Raw genomic sequence first — 21,156 nt, 5'->3', positions numbered from 1 at the left:
TCATACACATCTTTAATAACGTTTAACAATGTACAGGAACCCACCCCCCATGCCGTCGCCACTCGCGCCCTCGCGCAATTTCCCTGCCCGCAACCTGCTCGCCATGGCCGTGTGCATGGCCATCGTCACACCGGCCCTGGCCGAAGACGACCAGCCCACCACGCTGGTGTTGGGCGCTACCGAGATCAGCTCCGATCGGCTGGGCAGTACCACCGAGGGTTCGCAGTCCTACACCACAGGTTCCATGGCCACCGCCACCAAGCTGCCATTGAGCCTGCGCGAAACGCCGCAGGCGGTGACCGTGATCACCCGTCAGCGCATGGACGACCAGGCGATGACCAGCATCAACGACGTGGTCAAGGCCACGCCAGGGCTGTTCCTTGACTATTCCGGCGGTCCAGGTCGGCAAAACTACATCTCGCGTGGCTTTGACATCGACAACCTGATGTACGACGGCATTCCGAGCGGTTACAAGCCCTACACCGTGGGCGCCCAGCCTAACCTGGCCATGTTCGACCGCGTCGAGATCGTCCGCGGTGCGACCGGCCTGATCACCGGCTCCGGCAACCCTTCGGCGGCCATCAACCTGGTACGCAAGCGTCCGCTGGCCGAACAGAAAGTCACCCTGACCGGCGCCGCTGGCAGCTGGGACGACTACCGCGGCGAAATCGATGCCTCCAGCCCGCTCAACGACAGTGGCACACTGCGCGGCCGCGTGGTGACGTCATACCGGGGGGCCAACAGCTACATCGATGACGTCGAACAAGACCACGGCCTGTTCTATGCAATCACCGAGGCGGACCTGTCCGAAGACATCACCCTGACCCTCGGCTTCTCTCACCAGAAAGACCAGACCAACAACTTCTGGGGCGCCATGCCAACCGCCCTGAACGGCCACCACATGGACTTCTCGCGTTCCTACAACCCAGGCAGTGACTGGGAAAACAAGGATCAGGAGATCAACACCGTATTCGCCGAAGTGCAGCAGCGCCTGGCCAATGACTGGAAACTTCAGGTCAACGCCAACTATTCCCAGCAAGACGGCACCTTCACCGGCTCCTACCAGTCGCGCTGGGCCGGGCTCAATAAGCCGTTGTCCCGCACCGCTTACCAGTCCAAGCACCAGGAAAACCAGGCCGGCCTTGACGGCTTCGTCAGCGGCCCGTTCGAAGCGTTTGGCCGCACCCACGAGCTGGTGGTGGGCGCCAGCAAGCGCATCTACGACATGGACACACGCAACTACAGCCCATACGACACCAACTGGCCGATCGATGGCGGCAAGCCGAACTTCGTGCACACCAACAACGTACGCGAAGTCACCACCCAGGAAGGCGTGTACATGACCACCCGGCTGAGCCTGGCCGATCCGCTGAAGCTGATCCTGGGCGGCCGCCTGGACTGGTATGACTATGACAACAAGGAAAGTGCCAGCGCCGATTACAAAGTCACGCGCAACGTCACTCGCTACGCGGGCCTGATCTACGACCTGGACGATCATCACTCGGTGTATGTCAGCTACAGCGACATCTTCAACCCGCAGGAGTACAAGGACGCTTCCGGCAGCCCGCTCAAGCCGGTCGAGGGCAAGAACTATGAAATCGGCGTCAAGGGCGAGTACTTCGATGGCGCCCTCAATGCCAGCGTGGCGCTGTTCCGTATCGACCAGGAAAACCGTGGCGTTTCGCAGACCGACCTGGCCGGCTGCAGCGACCCGACCAACTGCTACGTCGCCTCTGGCGAGGTACGCAGCCAAGGTATCGACATGGAGCTGCAAGGTGCGCTGACCCGCAACTGGCAGGTCGGTGCCGGCTACACTTATGCCCGCGTCCACACCCTCAAGGACGCCGCCAACCCAGGCAACGTCAACCAGCGCTTCGACACCGATACCCCCGAGCACCTGTTCAAGCTGACCACCACCTACCGCTTCGAGGGCCCGCTTGAGAAGCTGCGCATCGGGGGCAACATCTCCTGGCAGAGCCGCATCTACAACGACTTCACCGTTGCCGATGGCAGCGAGTACCGCCTGGTCCAGGGGTCGTACGCGGTCACCGACCTGATGGCCGGCTACCAGGTCAACAAGCACCTCGACCTGCAGCTCAACGCCAACAACGTGTTCGATCGCAAGTACTACTCGGCCGTGGCCACCTCGGTCAACTATGCCGGCGACACCTGGGGCGCGCCGCGCAACATGATGCTGACGGCCAAGTACAGCTTCTGACCTGACGGGTTGCCAGCCTGTACCGGACGCTTCGCAGCACAACCCGCGAAGACGCCGGTACAGGCACCCCACGAATCAGCCGAACAATTTGCTCAGATACCCCAGCCTCTTCTTGTAAGACCGCCGCGCCTCAAGCGCATCCTCCATGCTCACCGGCAAGAACCGCGCCTGCTGGTTCGGCTGCATCTGCCCGATCAGGTCCAGGTCGGCGCTGATCACCGTGCCGATCATGGCGTACCCACCGCCAGACACCGCATCGCGGTGCAAAATGATCGGTTCCAGCCCGGCTGGCACCTGTATCGAACCGATCGGGTAGCAGCTGTCGACGATATTGGACGGGTCCGATCCTGCGCCGAATGGCTGCTCTCGCGGCTGGAAACTCAGCGCGTTGCCGCCTTTGTAGCGGTAGCCGATGCGGTCGGCCTCGGAGCCCACCGTCCAGGCATCGGTGAAGAAGCTTTTCGCCGCAGCCTCCGTCAGGCGATGGAAGTACAACCCCGGCACCACGCGCAATACCACTTCCCCTCCCAGTGCCTGGCGCAGCGCCATTGGCAAACTGGCTCCGGCACGGGCTTTGGCGGTGGGCACACCGACCGGCAATACATCGCCTGCCAGCAGCTTGCGACCGTGAAAACCGCCCAGCGCGCCCAGGGCGTAAGTGGACCGGCTACCCAGCACTTCTGGCACATCGATGCCGCCCGCAACTGCAAGGTAAGCACGTGCCCCGGCTGTGGGGAAGGCGAAGCGCAGCACCTGGCCTGCCCTGACTGCAAACGAAGTGTCAGGGCGCTGTTCGCGGCCATCGAGCAGCACCGGCATCTGTGCGCCACACACCGCCACCACGGCATCCTGCAGAAACTCCAGCTCCGGCCCCACCAGCGCACATTCAAGGCCAGCAGTACCCGCCGGGTTGCCGACCAGCTGATTGGCGGCGCGCAACGCATATTGATCAAGCGCACCGGAGGGCGGGATACCCAGGTGGTAATAGCCTTCACGGCCCAGGTCCTGCACCGAGGTTGCCAGGCCAGGTTTGAGTACCTTGATCATGCCAGCACCTCCTGCAACGACTTGGGATAGCCGACCGGGTCGGCCAGGAAAGCATCGAGGGAAAACTCTACCGGGCGAATGCGCAGGTCGAAACGGCCGTCCTCGACATCCGCCACCGCCTGGTCGTAGGCCTGACGGTCGATGGGTTTGAACTGCACGATGTCCCCTGGGCGGAAGAACACCATGTGCTCCTTCAGGTAGTTCAGGCCCTGCTGCGGGTCGTAGATCGGCGCCGGGGTAACGCCGAACATCTGGTAGCCCCCTGCCCCGCGCACCGAATAGATGCAACCGAAACAACCGCCGTGGCCCAAGGTCAGCTTTGGCGTGTCGGTGCGTGGGCGCAGGTACTTGGGCACCTGCAACTGGCGCTCGCGCTCGACCATCTGGAACATGAACGGCAGGCCGGCGACGAAGCCGACCATCGACACGAACCAAGGCGCGCCACTGTGCGCGGCGATGAACGCATCGACATCGGCCAGGCCATTGATGCGCGCCGCGTATTCGAGGTCGGTACTGTTCGGGTCCTGGTGGCGGTCGCGAAAGCGCATGAGGGTTTCATGGGTCCAGGGGTCGTTGTACAGCACCGGAATCTCGATTATCCGGGTGTGCAACGCGCGTTCGGCAACCGCCTCGGCCTCTGCACCGCGCACCGCTGCAAGCAGCACATCGGGGGCGATGCGGTCGGGGTCGAAGCGGATCTGGAACGAGGCGTTGGCCAGGCAAATATCCAGCACGCCCTCCAGCGCCAGGCGCTCCACCGCCCGGGTGACGGCCATGCCTTTGAAGAAGGCCTGGAGCGACATGCTGTCGCTGACCTCGGCAAACAGGTGCTCGTCGGCACCAAAGCTGTAGCGGATCGGGGTACTGGCAAGCGGCTCGGCCATGTCTGCTCCTTTTTTGGAATCTTTATCGTAAGGCAGGCAAAAACAATGCAGTGCAGCGGCACCGGTGTCTGGGCACCGGGTGCCTTGAACCTCAACGGGGCGTGCGCACCTCGATGCCAGCGGCGTCCAGCGCTGCGCGTGTGGCTTCGACCAGGTCGAGCGCGCCGGGTGTATCACTGTGCAGGCAGATCGAGTCGAATTCGATGGCCAGGTCCTGGTCCTCGACCGTGCGTACCACGCCCTCGCGGCAAGCCCGCAGCACGCGCTCGGCGACCGCCTGCGGCTCATGGCCACGCACATTGCGGGTAAACACGATGGAGCCGCTCAGGTCGTACTCGCGGTCAGCATAGAACTCACGCACCACCGGCTGGCCGAGCGCCTGCGCAACCCGGCAGATCACCGAGCCAGGCATGCAGTACAGCAACAGCTGCGGCTCGATCACCTGCAGGTTCTGCACCAGCAACCGGGCGGCTTCCTCATCACGGGCCAAGTGCATGTACAGGGCACCATGGGGCTTGATGTGTTGCAGTTTCACGCCCTGCGCACGGGCGATTTCACGCAGCGCGCCCAACTGGTAGAGCATATCGTCGACCAGTTCCTGGGCCGGCGCGTTGATGTGCCGGCGGCCAAACCCGACCAGGTCACGAAACCCCGGGTGAGCGCCTACCGCCACGCCCAGCGCCTTGGCCCGCTCGACGGTGCGACGCATGGTGCCAGGGTCGCCGGCATGAAAGCCGGTGGCGATGTTGGCCGAACTGATGAAGGCCATCAGTTCGTTGTCGACGCCGTCGCCGATGGTCCACGGGCCGAAACCCTCGCCCATGTCAGAATTGAAGTCTACTGCCTGCATGCCTACGCTCCCGGTGCTTGTGACGGTGTGAAGGTCACGTTAGATTCTCCACAACCCCCTTGGGAAGATCTATAAACAGATAGGGTGTCTTCTGAAAAACAGATACCCAGGAGTCTCCTGTGTCACTGACCTTGCGCCAGGTTCGCTACTTCGTCGCCACCGCCGAGATCGGCCAGATCTCCCAGGCCGCCATCCACCTCAACATTTCCCAATCGGCGGTCACTACCGCGATCAAGGAACTGGAGGCAATGCTCGGGGTGTTGTTGTTCCAGCGCTCGGCGCAAGGCATGAGCCTGACCGATGCGGGCCGGCATTTTCTCAACCGCGCCTATGTGATCCTGCGCAGTGTCGATGACGCACTCAACAGCCCGCTGCCGGACGTGCGCGCCAGTGGCTTGCTGCGCCTGGCGGCGAGCTACACGGTGATCGGCTATTTCCTGCCGCACCACTTGCAACGCCTGGAACACTGGCACCCGGACGTAAACCTGCAGGTACACGAGCAGGAGCGCAGCGCCATCGAGCAAGGCCTGCTGGAAGGCCGCTTCGACATGGCGGTGGTGCTCACCGCCAACCTCACCCACCCGGATATCGTGTCCGAAACCCTGTTCAACTCCGAGCGCCGGCTGTGGCTGCCCAGCCACCATCCATTGTGCGAGCGCTCTACGGTCAGCCTGGCCGATGTTGCGCGTGAGCCGTTCATCCTGCTGACCGTGGACGAAGCCGAGCAGAGCGCCATGCGTTACTGGGAGCTGGCCGGCCAGCGGCCCAGCGTGCGGGTGCGCACCAGTTCGGTCGAGGCGGTGCGCAGCATGGTCGCCAATGGCAGCGGCGTGGCGATCCTGTCGGACCTGGTGCACCGGCCCTGGTCGCTCGAAGGCAAGCGCATCGAGACCGTGACCATCAGCGACCCGGTAACGCCCATGAGCGTGGGCCTGGCCTGGCACCGCGAGCGGGCATTCAGCCCGGCGATGCAGGCCTTGCGCGACTACTTCCATGGTGCTTTTCTGGCGCCGCAACAGTTGTCGGCTCGGCGCTGAATGGCCAGTGCCTTGAGACCTGAGCCGAACGTTCCGGCGCCGTCGTCGTCATAACTTGGCCGGTGCCGCCACGCAGAGAGGACGCGAAATGACTCAACCAGACCCGTCATACGTCAAATGGCTCGAAGAGCGTTCCATGCTCAAGGCCTCGCAGGAGCGGGCCCGGTTGTATTCCGGCCAGTCTCGCCTGTGGATGAACCCCTACGCCGAAACGCAGCCACGCCGCGCCACCGACATTGCGTCGGTATGGCTCACCGTCTACCCCGACGCGATCATCGCGCCTGAAGGCTGCTCGGTGCTCGGCGCGCTGGGCCACGAAGCCTTGTGGAAGCGCCTGTCGGAAATTGGCGTGCAGGGCATTCATACCGGCCCCATCAAACAGTCCGGCGGTGTCAGCGGGCGCGACTTCACCCCCAGCGTGGACGGCAACTTCGACCGCATCAGCTTCGACATCGACCCGCTCTACGGCAGTGAACAAGAGCTGGTGCAGATGAGCCGCATGGCGGCGGCGCACAATGCCGTGACCATCGACGACCTGATCCCCTCGCACACCGGCAAGGGCGCCGATTTCCGCCTGGCCGAGCTGGCCCACGGCGCCTATCCAGGGCTGTACCACATGGTCGAGATCCGCGAGGAAGACTGGCCGCTGCTGCCAGACGTGCCCCCTGGCCGCGACTCGGTCAACCTGCTGCCCGCACAGTGCGACGAACTCAAGGCACACCACTACATCGTCGGCCAGCTGCAACGGGTGATCTTCTTCGAGCCTGGCGTGAAGGAGACCGACTGGAGCGCAACGCCACCAATCACCGGTGTCGATGGCAAGACGCGGCGCTGGGTCTACCTGCACTACTTCAAGGATGGCCAGCCGTCGCTGAACTGGCTGGACCCAAGCTTTGCCGCCCAGCAAATGATCATCGGCGACGCCCTGCACGCGCTGGATTGCCTGGGCGCGCGCGGCCTGCGCCTGGATGCCAACGGTTTTCTCGGGGTCGAGACCTGCGCCAGTGGCACCGCCTGGTCGGAAAGCCACCCGCTGTCGCTCGTCGGTAACCAGCTGATCGGCGGCATGATCCGCAAGGCTGGCGGGTTCAGCTTCCAGGAGTTGAACCTGACCCTGGACGACATCGCACAGATGTCCAAAGGCGGCGCCGACCTGTCCTATGACTTCATCACCCGCCCGGCTTACCAGCATGCGCTGCTGACCGGCGATACCGAGTTCCTGCGCCTGATGCTCAAGGAAATGCACAGCTTTGGCATCGACCCGGCGTCGTTGATCCACGCCCTGCAGAACCACGACGAACTCACCGTCGAGCTGGTGCACTTCTGGACCCTGCACGCCCATGACATGTACCTGTACCGGGGCCAGACACTGCCCGGCAACATCCTGCGCGAACATATCCGCGAGGAAATCTACGAACGCCTCTCGGGCGAACACGCCCCTTACAACTTGCGCTTTGTCACCAACGGCATCTCCTGCACCACCGCCAGCCTGATCACGGCGGCGCTGGGCATCCGTGACCTGGACCAGATTGGCCCGGCGGATGTCGAGCTGATCCAGAAGGTGCACCTGTTGCTGGTGATGTACAACGCCATGCAGCCCGGTGTGGTCGCACTGTCCGGTTGGGACCTGGTCGGCGCCCTGCCGCTGCCGGCCGAGGCGGTGGCGCAAAAGATGGCCGATGGCGATACCCGCTGGATCCACCGTGGCGGCTACGACCTGGCCGGGCTCGATGCGCAGGCCGAGGCATCGGTGCGTGGCATGCCGCGCGCACGCGCACTGTACGGCAGCCTCGACCAGCAGCTGGAAAGCAGCGATTCGTTCGCCAGCAAAGTTAAAAAACTGCTCGCCGTGCGCCAGGCCTACGGTATTGCCAGCAGCCGCCAGGTACTGGTGCCCGAGGTCAGCAGCCCGGGGTTGCTGGTGATGGTGCACGAGCTGCCGGCCGGGCGTGGCATCCAGATCAGTGCGCTGAACTTCGGGCAGGAGGTGATCGCTGAAGAGCTGCTGCTGACCGGCTTCACGCCCGGGACGGTGGTGGACATGATCAACGAGACGGTCGAAGGCGACCTGACCGAGGATGGGCGGCTGATGATCAACCTGGACCCGTATGAAGCCTTGTGCTTGAGAATCGTCAACAGCAGTGGGCACGTCTGAGGCTGTATCAGCTACGCCTGTGGGCGCCGGGTTGCCGGCGCTCACGGTCCGGCCGGCTTGCTTTTAAAGCTCCAGGGGCATAGTTTCCGGGCATCATTTACCGCGCCCAGGAGCAACTCCATGTACACCGGCATCGTCCAGGCCGTCCGCCCCCTGCTTGCTGTGACCACCTACCCGGGCCACAACCAGTTCACCATCGACCTTACCCCCGAACTGCTCGACGACCTGAAGATCGGCGCCAGCGTGAGTGTCGAGGGCACCTGCCTGTCGGTCACCGAAATCGACGGCACCCAAGTGAAGTTCGACGCCATGACAGCCACCCTGGAGCGCACCAACCTGCGCTGCTTCAAGGCTGGCCAAGGCGTGAACATCGAGCGCTCGGCGAAAATGAACGCCGAAGTCGGCGGCCACCTGATGGCCGGCCACGTCGCCACCACCGCCGAGATCGTCGAGCTGTCGCTCAAGGAAACCGGCGCCTTCATCACCTTCCGCATGCCGCCGCAGTGGGCCAGATACGTGTTCCCACGCGGGTTTCTCGGGGTCAACGGCTGCAGCCTGACCGTCGCCGACGTGGACGACACCTTGGTCACCATCAACCTGATCCCGGAAACCCTGCGCCAGACCACTTTCGCCACCTACCAGGCCGGTGAACTGATCAACATCGAAGTGGACCACCAGACCATGGTCCTGGTCGATGTGGTGGAGCGCACACTCAAAGCCACGCTGGCCCGCACCTGAGCTGATGCTGCGGGTAATACCGCCATCGACCCTGATGTTCTGCCCGGTGATAGGCACTGCATGATTGGCATGACCAGCCGCCTCGGGCGGATGACATTCAGTTTATCGACTGGGTGAACAGGCCCTTCCCTTACTCGATGCGCGGGTGTTGCTGCACCAGCGACTTGCGCTTGGCCTCAAGCTCGGCAATCTGTTCGTCGATGTCTTCGATCTTCTGCTCGATGTTGTCGTGGTGCTCCTGCAGCAGCTCACGCGCTTCATCGATATCCGATGCCGCCGGGGCGGCGCCACGCAGTGGCTTGTTGGCGGTTTCTTTCATGGTCAGGCCGGTAATCAGGCCGATGGCGGCAACCACCATCAGGTAGTAGGCCGGCATGTACAGGTCGCCGGTGCTCTCTACCAGCCAGGCAGCCAGGGTTGGGGTCAGGCCGGCGATCAGCACCGAAATGTTGAAGGCGCTGGCCAGGGCGCTGTAACGAATGTGGGTGGGGAACATCGCTGGGAGGGTCGAAGCCATCACGCCGATGAAGAAGTTGAGCAACACGGCGATGATCAGCAAGCCGGCGAAGATCACCCCGAGCACACCGCTGTTGATCAGCATGAAGGCCGGGATGGCCAGGGCGAACAGGCCGACACTGCCGACGATGATGAACGGGCGGCGGCCCCACTTGTCGCTGAGCAGGCCGATGATCGGCTGCACGAACAGCATGCCGACCATGATCGCGATGATGATCAGCACACCGTGGTCTTCGCTGTAGTGCAGGTTGTGCGACAGGTAGCTGGGCATGTAGGTGAGCAGCATGTAGTACGTGACGTTGGTGGCGATCACCACGCCAATGCACGTCACCAGGCTGCGCCAATGTTTAGTGGCGACTTCCTTGAACGACACCTTGGGCCCCGAGGCCAGGCCTTCGCGGTCACCCTGTTCAAGTTTTTCGACATGCTGCTGGAACGCCGGGGTCTCTTCCAGCGCATGGCGCAGGTAGAGACCGATGATGCCCAGCGGCAAGGCCAGGAAGAACGGCAGGCGCCAGCCCCATTCAAGGAATTTTTCCTCGCCCAGGAAGGTGGAAATCAGCACTACCACGCCCGCGCCAAGGACGAAGCCGGCGATCGAGCCAAAGTCCAGCCAGCTGCCGAGGAAGCCGCGCTTGCGGTCGGGTGCGTATTCGGCGACGAAGATCGAGGCGCCGGTGTATTCACCACCCACCGAGAAGCCCTGGGCCATTTTCGCCAGCAGCAGCAGGATCGGCGCCCAGATGCCGATAGAGGCGTAGGACGGTATCAAGCCGATGGCGAAGGTACTGAGCGACATGATCACAATGGTCGCGGCGAGGATTTTCTGTCGGCCGAACTTGTCGCCCAGGGCACCGAAGAACAGCCCGCCCAGCGGGCGAATCAGGAACGGAACCGAAAAGGTGGCCAAGGCCGCGATCATCTGTACGCTGGGGTCGGCGTTGGGGAAAAACACCTTGCCCAGGGCGTAAGCGACAAAGCCGTAAACGCCGAAGTCGAACCACTCCATGGCGTTGCCCAGTGCAGCGGCAGTGATCGCCTTGCGCATCTTGGCGTCGTCGACGATGGTGATGTCTTTCAAGCCGATCGGCTTGACGGTTTTCTTGCGTGATTTCATCCCTGTGTCCCTGTCACTGAGGCTCTTTGGCATCAGATACACAGGGACACAAAATAATTCCACACTCAGCGATTTCTCGCGTGTATTGGCCTCAGATGCCTTCGCGAGCCAGGTCCATGGCGAAGTAGGTCAGGATCAGGTCGGCACCGGCACGCTTGATCGCGCCGATGCTCTCGCGCACCACTCGCCCTTCGTCGATGGCGCCGGCCAGGCCGCCGAACTTGATCATCGCGTACTCACCGCTGACCTGGTAAGCCGCCAGCGGCAAACGCGACGCAGCGCGAATGTCGGCGATCACGTCCAGGTAGGCACCCGCCGGTTTGACCATCAGCACATCGGCGCCTTCCTGCTCATCGAGCAGCGACTCGCGCACCGCTTCGCGGCGGTTCATCGGGTTCATCTGGTAGCTCTTGCGGTCGCCCTTGAGCGTGGTGCCACCGGCTTCACGGAACGGGCCATAGAGCGACGAGGCGAACTTGGTGGAGTAGGCCATGATCGCGGTGTCGTGAAAGCCCGCGGCATCCAGTGCACCACGGATGGCCTGAACCTGACCGTCCATCGCCGCCGACGGTGCGATGAAATCGGCACCGGCCGCGGCAGCGACCACCGCCTGCCTGCCCAGGTTGGCCAGGGTGGCGTCGTTGTCCACACCATGGTCGTGCAGCACGCCGCAATGGCCGTGGCTGGTGTACTCACAGAAACAGGTGTCGGACATCACCACCATTTCCGGCACGCTGTCCTTGCAGATGCGTGCCATGCGCGCCACCAGGCCGTTCTCGTTCCAGGTATCGCTACCGGTGGCATCGAGGTTGTGCGAAACGCCGAAGGTCATCACCGACTTGATGCCGGCGCGGGCGTAGCGTTCGATTTCCTGGGCCAGCAGTTTTTCGGGAATACGGTTGACCCCCGGCATGCTGCTGATCGGCACGAAGTCGTCGATGCCTTCCTCGACGAAGATCGGCAGGATCAGGTCTTCGAGGCGGAATTCCGTCTCCTGGAAAATCGTGCGCAGCGACTCGTTCTGGCGCAGGCGGCGGGGGCGAACGGAAGGAAAAAGATTGGACATGACAGCTCCAGGGAATATGGACGGCGTACACCATATGCCTGTTGAGCTTCAGTGAAAAGGCTCAATGACGAGATTGTGCCTTGCATCAGGGGCAATAGCCGGGGCGGTCAGCCCCGGTACACGGCCTCAGCGCAACAGGTCCTGGATCTGCTTGTGCAAGGTATCCAGGTCAAACGGTTTGGCCAGGATCGGCGCCTTGCGGGCGATGGGGCTGCCCGACTCGAGAATCTCCGCCGGGTAGCCGCTGATGAAGATCACCTTCAGGTCCGGTCGCAGTTTCACCGCAGGCTCGGCGATCTCGACGCCGGAAATGCCGCCGGGCAAGCGGAAGTCGGTGACCATCAGGTCCAGGTGCGGCTTGCTCGCCAGGATGGCGAACGCCTGTTCACCGTCCTCGGCCACCAGTACGTGATAGCCCTCGCCTGCCAGGTAGTCACGCAGGATCATCCGGATTGCCGGTTCATCCTCGACCACCAAAACCACATCTTGTGCATCTTCACTCATGACAACAGCGCCTTGAAATTCATACAGTTGGCCATCGGACCCCAGGCTCAGGCAGAGGTTGCCCGCACCTGGTCGTTTTGTTCGGTCAGCCGCGTCAGCGGCAATTGCAGGCTGAAGGTGGCGCCCTTGCCTTCCTCGCTCTGCACCTGGATCTGCCCACCATGGGCCTGGACGATCTGCTCCGAGATATACAGCCCCAACCCCAGCCCGGCGCTGGCCTGCTGAGTGGCCACGCGCTCGAACTGCTGGAAGATCCGTTGCTGGTTCACGCCACTGATGCCAATGCCGTGATCCTGCACTTGCACGCAGGCCATGCCCGCCTGCTCGAATACCCGAACCTCGACCGGCTGGCGTTCGCCATAACGCAAGGCATTGGACAACAGGTTGGCCAGTACTTGTTCAATCCGGAATTCGTCCCACTCACCCTGCAGGCCATCGCAGCGCTGCAGATCGATATGCGTGCCCAGCGCGGTGGCCTGGGCGGTGAAGTTTTCCACCAGGCCACGCACCAGCTGGCCGAGGTCGAACAGCTTTGGCCGCAGCGACAGCTTGCCGGTGCGGATGCGCGACACATCGAGCATGTCTTCGATCAGACGGATCAGGCTATTGATCTGCCGTTCGTCGCGCTCGACCATGGCCTGCAGCTTGTCGGCGCTGAACGCCTCCAGGCTGCCGCGGGCCAAGTGCATCTTGCGCAGCTGGGTCTCGAGGATAAGGCCATTGAGCGGCGTGCGCACCTCGTGCGCTACGATCGACATGAAGTCGTCGCGCATGCGTACCGCATGCTCCAGCTCACTGCGCGCCACCTGCAACTGCGTCAGCAGCAGCTCCTGCTCCTGGCGGCTGCGCTCAAGGGCCTGCAACTGCCTGTCGAGCACTTTGCGCTGGCGGTAAAGGTCGACAAACACCGTGACCTTGTTTTTCACCGCCAGGGTATCTAGCGGCTTGTACAGGAAGTCCACCGCGCCGCTTTCGTAGCCCTTGAAGGCGTAATTCATCTCGCGCCCGGCAGCGGTGACGAAGACGATCGGGATATTGCGAGTCTTTTCCGTGCCGCGCATCAGTTCGGCCAGTTCAAAGCCGTTCATGCCCGGCATCTGCACGTCGAGAATGGCCAGGGCAAACTCGTGCTCCAGCAGCAACGACAAGGCGGCTTCCGCAGACTGGGCCTGGTGCACCTCACGGTCTTGGCCCTGAATCAGGGCGTCGAGGGCCAGGAGGTTTTCCGGCAGATCGTCGACGATCAGCAGTTTGGCGGTGATGTGGCTTAGCATGCGCTGGATTCCAGGTTGGCGAGCAATTGCCCGATGCCGCTCAAAGAAAGAATAAGGTCGGGCTGGTGGAGCGCCAATGCGGCCTCCGGCATCAGCGCCACCTGGGCGTCGCGGGGGTCCTGGACCACGGTCCGGCCGCCGCTGTTCTTGATGTAGGCAAGGCCTTTGGCACCGTCCTCGTTGGCGCCTGTGAGCAATACACCCAGCAGGCCCGCGCCATAGGCATCGGCAGCCGAGATGAACAGGAAGTCAATGGCCGGGCGCGAGAAATGCACCGGCTCCTCCTGGCTCAGCGACAGGCTCAAATCCTGCTCGACCGACAGGTGATAACCAGGCGTCGCCACGTAGATCTGGCCAGGGGCGATGGCCTCTTTGTCCCGAGCCTCACGTACCGGCCTGTGCAGACGCCGCTGCAGCACTTCGGCCAGATGGCTGTGACGGTCATCGGGCAGGTGCAGCACGCACAGCACAGGCGTCACGAATGCCGGCGGCAGGCCACCGAGCACCTGAAACAGCGCCTGCACGCCGCCCGCCGAGGCACCGATCACCACCGCGCTCACGCCCTTCATGATTTCCGGAAGATCCGTTCAGGCTTGACCAGCGGCTCGAAGCGGTCGCTGTAAGCGGAGAAATCCACCGATTCCTTGCTGCCCAGCACCAGAAAGCCACGGTGACACAAGGACTCATGGAACAGCCCCAGGGCGCGGTCCTGCAGGTCCTTGTTGAAGTAGATCAGCACATTGCGGCAGGACACCAGCTGGGTTTCGGAAAACACGCTGTCAGTGGCCAGGCTGTGGTCGGCAAAGGTCACGTTGTCGCGCAGGCTGCTGTCCATGATGGCGTTACCGTAGGCGCTGGTGTAGTACTCGGCAAAATCGCGCCGCCCGCCGGCCAGGCGGTAGTTTTCTTCGTACTCGCGCATGCTCTGCATTGAGTAGATGCCCTGCTTGGCCCTGTCCAGGGAACGCGGGTTGATATCGGTGGCATACAGGATGGTGCGCTCGAGCAGCCCCTCCTCGCGCAGCAGGATGGCCATCGAGTACACCTCCTCGCCGGTGCTGCAGCCGGCGATCCAGATCTTGATCGACGGCCAGGTGCGCAACAGCGGCACCACTTCGTTGCGCAGGGCAAGGAAGTGGCTAGGGTCGCGGAACATCTCGCTGACCGGGATCGTCAGGAACTGCAGCAACTGCATGAACATGCCCGGGTCGTGCAGCACCCGCTCCTGCAGGGCCGACACCGTCAGGCAATCGAACTGGCGCAGGGCATGGAGGATCCGGCGCTTGATCGAAGCGCCGGAGTAGTTGCGAAAATCGTAGCTGTATTTGAGGTAGATCGCCTCGATCAGCAGCCTGATCTCGATGTCGGTGTTGCGCTCGCTAATCAAATTCGCTCCAGTTGCGGCAGCCACACACGGATCAACGAGAACAGGCGGTCCAGGTCGATCGGTTTGGCCAGGTAATCATTGGCGCCAGCCTGCAGGCAGCGCTGCTGGTCATCCTTCATCGCCTTGGCGGTCACGGCGATGATCGGCAACTTGCGCCAGCGCGGCTGCTGGCGGATCAGGCGGGTAGCCTCGAAGCCGTCCATTTCCGGCATCATCACATCCATCAGCACCAGGTCGATATCGTCATGCTGCTCCAGGCGTTCGATGGCCTCACGCCCGTTGCGGCCGATCTCGACGATGGCGCCCTTGTGCTCCAGGGCACTGGTGAGGGCGAAGATGTTACGCACATCGTCGTCCACCAGCAGCACCTTGCGCCCTTCGAACACCTTGTCACGGCTGCGCGCGGTCTTGAGCATGCGCTGGCGTTCATGGGACAGCTGCGATTCGACTTTGTGCAGGAACAACGTCACTTCGTCGAGCAACCGCTCTGGCGAGCGGGCCCCCTTGATGATGATCGAGCGCGAATACTTGAGCAGCTCGGCTTCTTCTTCGCGGGTGAGGTTGCGCCCGGTATAGACGATCACCGGTGGGAAGGAGCGGATATCTTCTGCAGTCATGCGCTTGAGCAGCTCATTACCGAGCATGTCGGGCAGCTTGAGGTCGATGATCATACAGTCGTAGATGTTCTCGCGCAGCAATGCCAGGGCGTCCTGGGCCAGGGCCACGGCGGTGATCTCGATATCGTCGTCGCCGATCAGGCGGGCGATGCTCTCGCGCTGCAGGTCGTCATCCTCCACCAGCAGGATGTGCTTGAGCTTCTGTGTCAGCTTGGCTTCAAGGCGAGCGAACACTTCCTTGAGCTCTTCGCGGCTGGTCGGTTTGACCGCGTAACCCACAGCGCCCATGTGCATGGCCGCCTCGACGCGGTCTTCCACCGATATGATGTGCACCGGGATGTGCCGGGTGGCAGCCAGCTCCTTCAGGCGCTGCAACACGGTGAGGCCGGAGTGGTCGGGCAGGCGCATGTCCAGCAGGATCGCATCGGGAATGTACTGGGCGGCCAGCGCGAAGCCCTCGTCGGCGCCCTGGGCCACCAGGCAGCTGTAGCCCAGTTCGTGAGCCAGGTCGAAGAGGATACGGGCGAAGTTCGGCTCGTCCTCGATCACCAGGATGCAGCGGTTGCCGAACGGGGCGTGCTCGCGGTCATCGGCGAAGGTCGGTGCAGGCAGTTTCGGCGATGCTGCCGTGGCGACCTTGGGCGCCGGCGGCAAGGTGTCGACTGCCGGGCGCAGGCTGTGGGCCTCGACCTCCTCGACCTCGGCTTCGTAGCGCTCCGGCATGGTCAGGCTGAACACACTACCCTGGCCAGGGTTGCTGTCGACGCTGATCTGTCCACCCAGTAAATGCGCCAGGTCGCGGGAAATCGACAGGCCCAGCCCGGTGCCGCCGTATCGGCGGTTGCTGCTGCCATCGACTTGGTGGAAGGCACCGAAGATCGCCTGCTGCTGGTCGGCGGCGATACCGATGCCGGAATCGCGCACGGCGAAGACAATGCCGGTGCCTGCCTGGTGGCTGATGGTCAGGCTGACCTGGCCGTGGTCGGTGAACTTGATCGAATTGGACAGCAGGTTCTTGAGTATCTGCTCCAGGCGCTGGCGGTCGGTGAACAGTGTCACCGGTACATGAGGCTCGACGTTGACCTCGAAAGCCAGGCCCTTGTGCTCGGCCAGCGGCAGGAACATGCCGCGCAGGCCCTCGACCAGGCGCTCCAGCTGAGTGGTCTCGGGGCGCACTTCAAGCTTGCCGGCCTCGACTTTGGCGATGTCGAGAATGTCGTTGATCAGGTTGAGCAGGTCATTGCCGGCCGAATAGATGGACTCGGCGAACTTGACCTGTTCGGCGCTGAGGTTGCCCTCGCCGTTCTCCGCCAGCAGCTTGGCCAGGATCAGCGAGCTGTTGAGCGGCGTGCGCAACTCGTGGGACATGTTGGCGAGGAACTCGGACTTGTACTTGCTCGAACGCTGCAGCTCATCGGCGCGGGCCTGCAACTCTTGCTGGGCCTGCATCAGCTCGTCGTTCTTGCGGTCCAGGGCATCGGTACGCTCGGACAGTTGCTCGTTGGTCTGCTCAAGCTCGGCTTGCTGGGTCTCCAGGTGGGCCTGGGACTCCTTGAGCACGCGGGACTGCTCTTCAAGCTCCTCGTTCGCAGTCTTGAGTTCTTCCTGCTGCACCTGCAATTCTTCGTTGAGCTGCTGAGTCTCGGCCAGCACTTCCTGGAGGCGCTGGCGGTAACGGGCGCTTTCGATTGACATGCCGAGGTTGCCACCAACCCGCTCCATCAGCTCATCGTCCCGCTCCTGCAGTGGGCGCAGGAAGCCCAGCTCGATCACGCCGTTGATCTGGCCATCATCGATGGCCGGCATCAGCAAGGCACTGCGCGGCAAGCCGCTCCCCAGGCCGGAACTGAGGCGGTAGTAGTCCTCGGGCAGGTCATCCAGGCGCAGCAGGCGGCCTTCGCGCACTGCCTGAGACAGCAGGCCATCGTGGGCGGCCAGCACCTGTTCGCGGCCCTGCTCCTCGGCGTCCAGGCCATAGCTGGCGACGCGCACCAGGCGCCCATGGCCGTCGCGCACGTACAGCGCACCCACCACGCTGCCCAGGTAGCTGGCGAAGAAGCGCAGGATGTTTTCGCCGAGCATCGGCAGGGTCAGCTGCCCCAGCACCTGTTCGGCCAGCTGGGTCTGGCCGTTGCGCAACCAGGCCTGGTGTTCCAGGCGCTCGGCCGAGCGCTGCTGGGCCTTGAGGTTGTCATCGTAGCTGGTAGACAGCGCCATCAGGTCGCGACGGCCCAGGTAAGCCAACAAGGCGCTCAGGCCAACGATCAACAGCACGAACGCTGAAATGGCGGTCACTGTAACGTTGCTGACCTTCTCGTTGCGGGCCATGCGCAGCTGCTGTTCAGTGCCGATCAGGTCGTCGAATTCCTTGCGGATCTCGTCGGTGATGCGTTTGCCGCGACCGTTGATGACCGACTGTCGGTAATCCCCGCCATCGCGGCGCTGGTTGATCATCTCGCCGCCAAACTCATTCCAGGCATGCTGCAGGGCGATCAAGCGGTCGATGCGGTCGACCTGCTGAGGGTTGTCCTCGACCATGCCGCGCAGGCTGTTGAGGCTACCCTGAATCTTCGGTTTGGCGACCTCGTAAGGATCCAGGAAGCGCTCGTCACCGGTGATCAGAAACCCGCGCATGCCGGTTTCCATGTCGATCGACAGCTTGACCGCTTCGTTGGCATTGCCGATCACCCGATCGGTGTGCTCGACCCACTGCATGGCCGACAGCAGGTAGTTGATCACCGCGACGAAAGCCACGGCACCGAGCAGGCCCACCCCCAGGGGCAAGCCAATGTTGCGGCTCAACAGCTTGCGGAAGCTTTGCTGGTCCATCGAGGCTGCTTGAATCATTTGAAAACGCCCGAGCGAAAAAGTCCATTGAACGGTGTGGCGGATAAAGCCTGTTCTTGTATGCCGCCGCGCTCACCGGTTAACAGCGAGTCTAACCAGCTTTGCTGGCCGCGACAGGGCATTTAGCCAGTATTTGAAGGTTACCTTCAGCAATCGTTCCATCCAATCGCAACGATCGGTATCCTCACGGAACTTCTGACGCTGGCCGGCGCACAGAATAAAGACATTCTTCTGGTACAGGATCACAAAATGCACCTCTTGGTAGTCGAAGATGACGACATCGTCCGTATGTTGATGGTCGATGTGCTCGACGAACTGGGCTATGAGACCCTCGAGGCGGACTGCGCCAGTGCCGCGCTAAAGATCCTTCAAGACCCAGACAAGGCGCTGGCCCTGCTGATGACCGATGTAGGCCTGCCGGACATGCGCGGCGAAGAACTGGCGAAACAGGCCCGCGCCATCCGGCCAGCGCTGCCAGTGCTGTTTGCCAGCGGCTACGCCGAAAGCCTCGATGTGCCCGAAGGGATGCACATGATTGGCAAGCCGTTCAGCATCGAGCAGTTGCGCGATAAAGTGGTGGGGATTTTGGGTACGCCGTGACATCGGTGGCGCCTCTTCGCGGTTTTACCCGTGAAGAGGCCGGCTCAAGTCCATGACTCGCGCCGCAACAGATAGGTATCCATGATCCACCCCTTGCGCGCCCTCGCCTCCTCGCGCACCTGCAGAATCCGCCCCTTCACCGCCTGCAAAGGCCCGGCGATCAGCACTTCGTCCTCCGTTCCCAGGTAAGCCCCCCAGTAGATGAGCAGCCCAGGGTCGTCGACCTGGGCAAATGCGCATTGCCCGTCGAGCATCACCACCACGTTGTCAATCTGCCCCTGTTGCGCCAGGCGCCGCCCCGGTAAAACCACCAATGGCTCGCCTATACGGTTCAGCGGCACCTGATGCCGCGCCGCCAGCGCCTGCACACTGCTGATGCCTGGGATGACCTGCAGGCGCAGTGCCACACCACGCTCGCGAACCAACTGCAGAATGCGCAGGGTGCTGTCATACAAGCCAGGCTCGCCCCACAGCAAAAAGGCGCCGATATCCTCACTGCACATTTCATCGGTTATCAGCCGGGCATACAGCGCCGCGCGCTGGCGATGCCAGTCCTGGACCGCAGCCACATAGTCGGCCGCTTCAGCATCGCGTTGCGGGTCCGCCACCTGTACCAGGCGGTAGCCGCCCTGCGGCCTGTAGCGTTCAACAATGGCCTTGCGCAGGCTAACCAGCTCGTCTTTGTCCGATCCCTTGTCCAGTACGAAGAAGACGGTGGCGCGACGCAACGCCTCGACAGCCTCGTAGGTCACCTGGCGCGGGTCGCCTGGGCCGATACCAATCAACAACAGGTCTCTCATGGCTTGGCCCTGAACAAAAACCAGCAGCCATTGTCGGCCGACCGCCGGTGTTTGGCAAAGCGCACTCAGAAGATCGAGAAGTTGTAGCTGACGATGACCCGTGTTTCGTCCATGTCACGCGCCCACTTTTCGTAGTTGCTGCGGTAGGTAGAATTGCGCAGGCGCACGCTGACATCTTTGAAGGTACCGCTCTGTACCTGGTACTTGAGCTCGGTGTCGCGCTCCCACTCCTTGCCTTGGGCGTCACTGCCCGGGACCTTGATGTGGTCGCCATTGATATAGCGGGTGAAGAACGTCAGGCCCGGCACGCCCAGGGCCTTGAAGTCGTAGTCGTAACGCAACTGCCATGAGCGCTCCTGCGCGGCGGCGAAGTCGTTGACCTGCGCATAGTTGACCAGGTACGGGTTGCTGCCATCGAGGTAGGGCATGGCGTTTTCGCCATACATGCGCTGCCAGCCTGCGCTGACCTTGTGGCCGCCCAGGCTGTAGCCGAGCATGGCGCTGAAGGCGCGATGATCGATTTGGCCTGCTCGGGCGCTACCGATGTCATCGCTCTTGATCAGCCGCAGGTCGGCCGACAGGCTGCCCAGCGCAAGCGGCTGGCTGGCCACCAGGCCAAGAAAGTGCTGACGGTAGATGTTTTCCAGCCTGGCCACTTGGTATTGAGCACTGAACCGGTCATTGAACCGGTAATCCAGCCCTGCCAGGTCGAAGTGGTCGGCTTGGGTATCGCAGGCATAGCGCTTGTTCTTGCAATGCACGCGAATGTCCTGGCGGTCGGTGGAATCACGGGCGGTGTACTTGTTCAGGCGGGCCAGTGTGAACTTCAGGTCGTGCACTTCTTCTGAGGTGAGCATGGCGCCGTGGAACAGGGTGGGCAACAGGCGACCGTCGTTGTATTTCAACAACGGTACATCCGGCATCATCGAGCCGTATTTGAGCACGGTATTGGACACCTTGGCCTTGGCAGCCAGGCCCATCTTCGCGTATTGGTCGGCAGCGCGCCTGGGGTCATGGCCGGAAGAAGGCAACAAACCGCTGTTACTGTCCGCCGGGCTGGAGTCCAGCTTGATACCGAACATGCCCACAGCATCCACACCAACGCCTACCGGGCCTTGGGTATAACCCGACTGCACATTGAGAATGAAGCCTTGTGCCCACTCTTCGCGCTTGGACGCACCTTGGCTGGAAGTGCTGTGGCCGTCACGAAAGTCCCGGTTGAAATAAACAGTGCGTGCTTCGACCTTGGCACGGCTGTCTTCAAGAAAACCGGCGGCCTGGGCGTGCGTGCCGGCACACATCAGCAACAGGCCGGCAACTCGGCGCCCGGGGGCGAGAGGAAAAGAGGCAAACATGCGAGGGAACATCCAGAGAAAGACAGAAACAATGCACGGCGAACGCACGCGGCGCAGACAAGACGCGGCCGAACAATGCTCGGCCATCATCAGAAATGATCGCGAAAAGGCTCTGGCGCGCACCATTGGACCATGGTCTAGATG

General features: G+C 62.5%; 17 protein-coding genes. 5 read left to right on the top strand and 12 right to left on the bottom strand.

The window, feature by feature from the left end:
* The first annotated feature begins 49 nt into the window (after positions 1 to 49).
* Positions 50 to 2,218: a TonB-dependent siderophore receptor gene (locus tag ACMGF5_RS19185; RefSeq protein WP_414157087.1), complete on the top strand. Its 2,169-nt coding sequence runs from the start codon at positions 50 to 52 to the stop codon at positions 2,216 to 2,218.
* A gap of 75 nt (positions 2,219 to 2,293) precedes the next feature.
* Here ACMGF5_RS19185 and ACMGF5_RS19180 read toward each other — a convergent pair whose 3' ends face one another.
* From ACMGF5_RS19180 to ACMGF5_RS19170, 3 genes are all read right to left on the bottom strand, one after another.
* Positions 2,294 to 3,265: a biotin-dependent carboxyltransferase family protein gene (locus ACMGF5_RS19180; protein ID WP_414157086.1), complete on the bottom strand. Its 972-nt coding sequence runs from the start codon at positions 3,263 to 3,265 to the stop codon at positions 2,294 to 2,296.
* Complete coding sequence (locus ACMGF5_RS19175; RefSeq protein WP_046785593.1) at positions 3,262 to 4,149, bottom strand: 5-oxoprolinase subunit B family protein; 888 nt, start codon at positions 4,147 to 4,149, stop codon at positions 3,262 to 3,264. The genes ACMGF5_RS19180 and ACMGF5_RS19175 overlap by 4 nt, the downstream gene beginning before the upstream one ends.
* 91 nt (positions 4,150 to 4,240) lie before the next feature.
* Positions 4,241 to 4,999, bottom strand: coding sequence for a 5-oxoprolinase subunit PxpA (locus tag ACMGF5_RS19170; RefSeq protein ID WP_414157085.1), 759 nt, complete (start codon positions 4,997 to 4,999; stop codon positions 4,241 to 4,243).
* Positions 5,000 to 5,118: 119 nt separating this feature from the next.
* Here ACMGF5_RS19170 and ACMGF5_RS19165 point away from each other — a divergent pair, with 119 nt between their 5' ends.
* The 3 genes from ACMGF5_RS19165 (at position 5,119) to ACMGF5_RS19155 (ending at position 8,929) form a co-directional block, all read left to right on the top strand.
* Positions 5,119 to 6,036, top strand: a complete 918-nt coding sequence (locus ACMGF5_RS19165; protein ID WP_046785595.1) for a LysR family transcriptional regulator — start codon at positions 5,119 to 5,121, stop codon at positions 6,034 to 6,036.
* 88 nt (positions 6,037 to 6,124) lie between these two features.
* A complete protein-coding gene (treS, locus tag ACMGF5_RS19160; protein ID WP_046785596.1) occupies positions 6,125 to 8,191 on the top strand; it encodes a maltose alpha-D-glucosyltransferase in 2,067 nt (688 codons plus the stop codon).
* A 120-nt stretch (positions 8,192 to 8,311) separates the two neighbouring features.
* Positions 8,312 to 8,929, top strand: a complete 618-nt coding sequence (locus ACMGF5_RS19155) for a riboflavin synthase subunit alpha (protein WP_414157084.1) — start codon at positions 8,312 to 8,314, stop codon at positions 8,927 to 8,929.
* A gap of 130 nt (positions 8,930 to 9,059) precedes the next feature.
* Here ACMGF5_RS19155 and proP read toward each other — a convergent pair whose 3' ends face one another.
* From proP to ACMGF5_RS19120, 7 genes are all read right to left on the bottom strand, one after another.
* A complete protein-coding gene (gene proP / locus ACMGF5_RS19150) occupies positions 9,060 to 10,562 on the bottom strand; it encodes a glycine betaine/L-proline transporter ProP (RefSeq protein WP_046785598.1) in 1,503 nt (500 codons plus the stop codon).
* A 91-nt stretch (positions 10,563 to 10,653) separates the two neighbouring features.
* Complete coding sequence (gene hemB / locus ACMGF5_RS19145) at positions 10,654 to 11,628, bottom strand: porphobilinogen synthase (RefSeq protein ID WP_046785599.1); 975 nt, start codon at positions 11,626 to 11,628, stop codon at positions 10,654 to 10,656.
* A gap of 126 nt (positions 11,629 to 11,754) precedes the next feature.
* A complete protein-coding gene (locus tag ACMGF5_RS19140) occupies positions 11,755 to 12,132 on the bottom strand; it encodes a response regulator (protein ID WP_012313999.1) in 378 nt (125 codons plus the stop codon).
* A 47-nt stretch (positions 12,133 to 12,179) separates the two neighbouring features.
* Positions 12,180 to 13,406: a hybrid sensor histidine kinase/response regulator gene (locus ACMGF5_RS19135; protein ID WP_251962343.1), complete on the bottom strand. Its 1,227-nt coding sequence runs from the start codon at positions 13,404 to 13,406 to the stop codon at positions 12,180 to 12,182.
* On the bottom strand, positions 13,400 to 13,975 hold the full coding sequence (locus tag ACMGF5_RS19130) for a chemotaxis protein CheB (protein WP_115275170.1): 576 nt from the start codon (positions 13,973 to 13,975) through the stop codon (positions 13,400 to 13,402). Before ACMGF5_RS19130 ends, ACMGF5_RS19135 begins: the two co-directional genes overlap by 7 nt.
* Entirely contained in the window at positions 13,972 to 14,793 is an 822-nt protein-coding gene (locus ACMGF5_RS19125) for a CheR family methyltransferase (protein WP_046785602.1), read from the bottom strand. Before ACMGF5_RS19125 ends, ACMGF5_RS19130 begins: the two co-directional genes overlap by 4 nt.
* Complete coding sequence (locus tag ACMGF5_RS19120) at positions 14,790 to 18,257, bottom strand: response regulator (RefSeq protein WP_414157083.1); 3,468 nt, start codon at positions 18,255 to 18,257, stop codon at positions 14,790 to 14,792. The genes ACMGF5_RS19125 and ACMGF5_RS19120 overlap by 4 nt, the downstream gene beginning before the upstream one ends.
* Before the next feature lie 249 nt (positions 18,258 to 18,506).
* Here ACMGF5_RS19120 and ACMGF5_RS19115 point away from each other — a divergent pair, with 249 nt between their 5' ends.
* Positions 18,507 to 18,857, top strand: coding sequence for a response regulator (locus ACMGF5_RS19115; RefSeq protein ID WP_115275172.1), 351 nt, complete (start codon positions 18,507 to 18,509; stop codon positions 18,855 to 18,857).
* Positions 18,858 to 18,901: 44 nt separating this feature from the next.
* Here the strand turns inward: ACMGF5_RS19115 and cobF are convergent, their stop codons facing one another.
* A complete protein-coding gene (cobF, locus tag ACMGF5_RS19110) occupies positions 18,902 to 19,657 on the bottom strand; it encodes a precorrin-6A synthase (deacetylating) (protein ID WP_414156790.1) in 756 nt (251 codons plus the stop codon).
* A gap of 65 nt (positions 19,658 to 19,722) precedes the next feature.
* Positions 19,723 to 21,012 carry an OprD family porin gene (locus tag ACMGF5_RS19105; protein WP_414157082.1) on the bottom strand — a complete coding sequence of 430 codons (1,290 nt, stop codon included), beginning with the start codon at positions 21,010 to 21,012 and terminating at the stop codon, positions 19,723 to 19,725.
* Between the last annotated feature and the right edge of the window lie 144 nt (positions 21,013 to 21,156).

The organism is Pseudomonas sp. BNK-15 (genome assembly GCF_047456105.1).
In the GTDB taxonomy this organism is placed as follows: Bacteria; Pseudomonadota; Gammaproteobacteria; order Pseudomonadales; family Pseudomonadaceae; genus Aquipseudomonas; species Aquipseudomonas putida_E.
Note: the sequence above shows the minus strand (reverse complement) of the source record. Positions and strands in the feature narration are given on the sequence as shown.

Bases quoted from the DNA above. Each gene is read 5' to 3' on its own strand.
- treS (WP_046785596.1), top strand. From the start codon at position 6,125: ATGACTCAACCAGACCCGTCATACGTCAAATGGCTCGAAGAGCGTTCC.
- ACMGF5_RS19130 (WP_115275170.1), bottom strand. From the start codon at position 13,975: ATGAAGGGCGTGAGCGCGGTGGTGATCGGTGCCTCGGCGGGCGGCGTG.
- ACMGF5_RS19115 (WP_115275172.1), top strand. From the start codon at position 18,507: ATGCACCTCTTGGTAGTCGAAGATGACGACATCGTCCGTATGTTGATG.
- ACMGF5_RS19180 (WP_414157086.1), bottom strand. From the start codon at position 3,265: ATGATCAAGGTACTCAAACCTGGCCTGGCAACCTCGGTGCAGGACCTG.
- ACMGF5_RS19175 (WP_046785593.1), bottom strand. From the start codon at position 4,149: ATGGCCGAGCCGCTTGCCAGTACCCCGATCCGCTACAGCTTTGGTGCC.
- ACMGF5_RS19185 (WP_414157087.1), top strand. From the start codon at position 50: ATGCCGTCGCCACTCGCGCCCTCGCGCAATTTCCCTGCCCGCAACCTG.
- hemB (WP_046785599.1), bottom strand. From the start codon at position 11,628: ATGTCCAATCTTTTTCCTTCCGTTCGCCCCCGCCGCCTGCGCCAGAAC.
- ACMGF5_RS19105 (WP_414157082.1), bottom strand. From the start codon at position 21,012: ATGTTTGCCTCTTTTCCTCTCGCCCCCGGGCGCCGAGTTGCCGGCCTG.
- ACMGF5_RS19140 (WP_012313999.1), bottom strand. From the start codon at position 12,132: ATGAGTGAAGATGCACAAGATGTGGTTTTGGTGGTCGAGGATGAACCG.
- cobF (WP_414156790.1), bottom strand. From the start codon at position 19,657: ATGAGAGACCTGTTGTTGATTGGTATCGGCCCAGGCGACCCGCGCCAG.
- ACMGF5_RS19120 (WP_414157083.1), bottom strand. From the start codon at position 18,257: ATGATTCAAGCAGCCTCGATGGACCAGCAAAGCTTCCGCAAGCTGTTG.
- ACMGF5_RS19170 (WP_414157085.1), bottom strand. From the start codon at position 4,999: ATGCAGGCAGTAGACTTCAATTCTGACATGGGCGAGGGTTTCGGCCCG.
- ACMGF5_RS19135 (WP_251962343.1), bottom strand. From the start codon at position 13,406: ATGCTAAGCCACATCACCGCCAAACTGCTGATCGTCGACGATCTGCCG.
- ACMGF5_RS19155 (WP_414157084.1), top strand. From the start codon at position 8,312: ATGTACACCGGCATCGTCCAGGCCGTCCGCCCCCTGCTTGCTGTGACC.
- proP (WP_046785598.1), bottom strand. From the start codon at position 10,562: ATGAAATCACGCAAGAAAACCGTCAAGCCGATCGGCTTGAAAGACATC.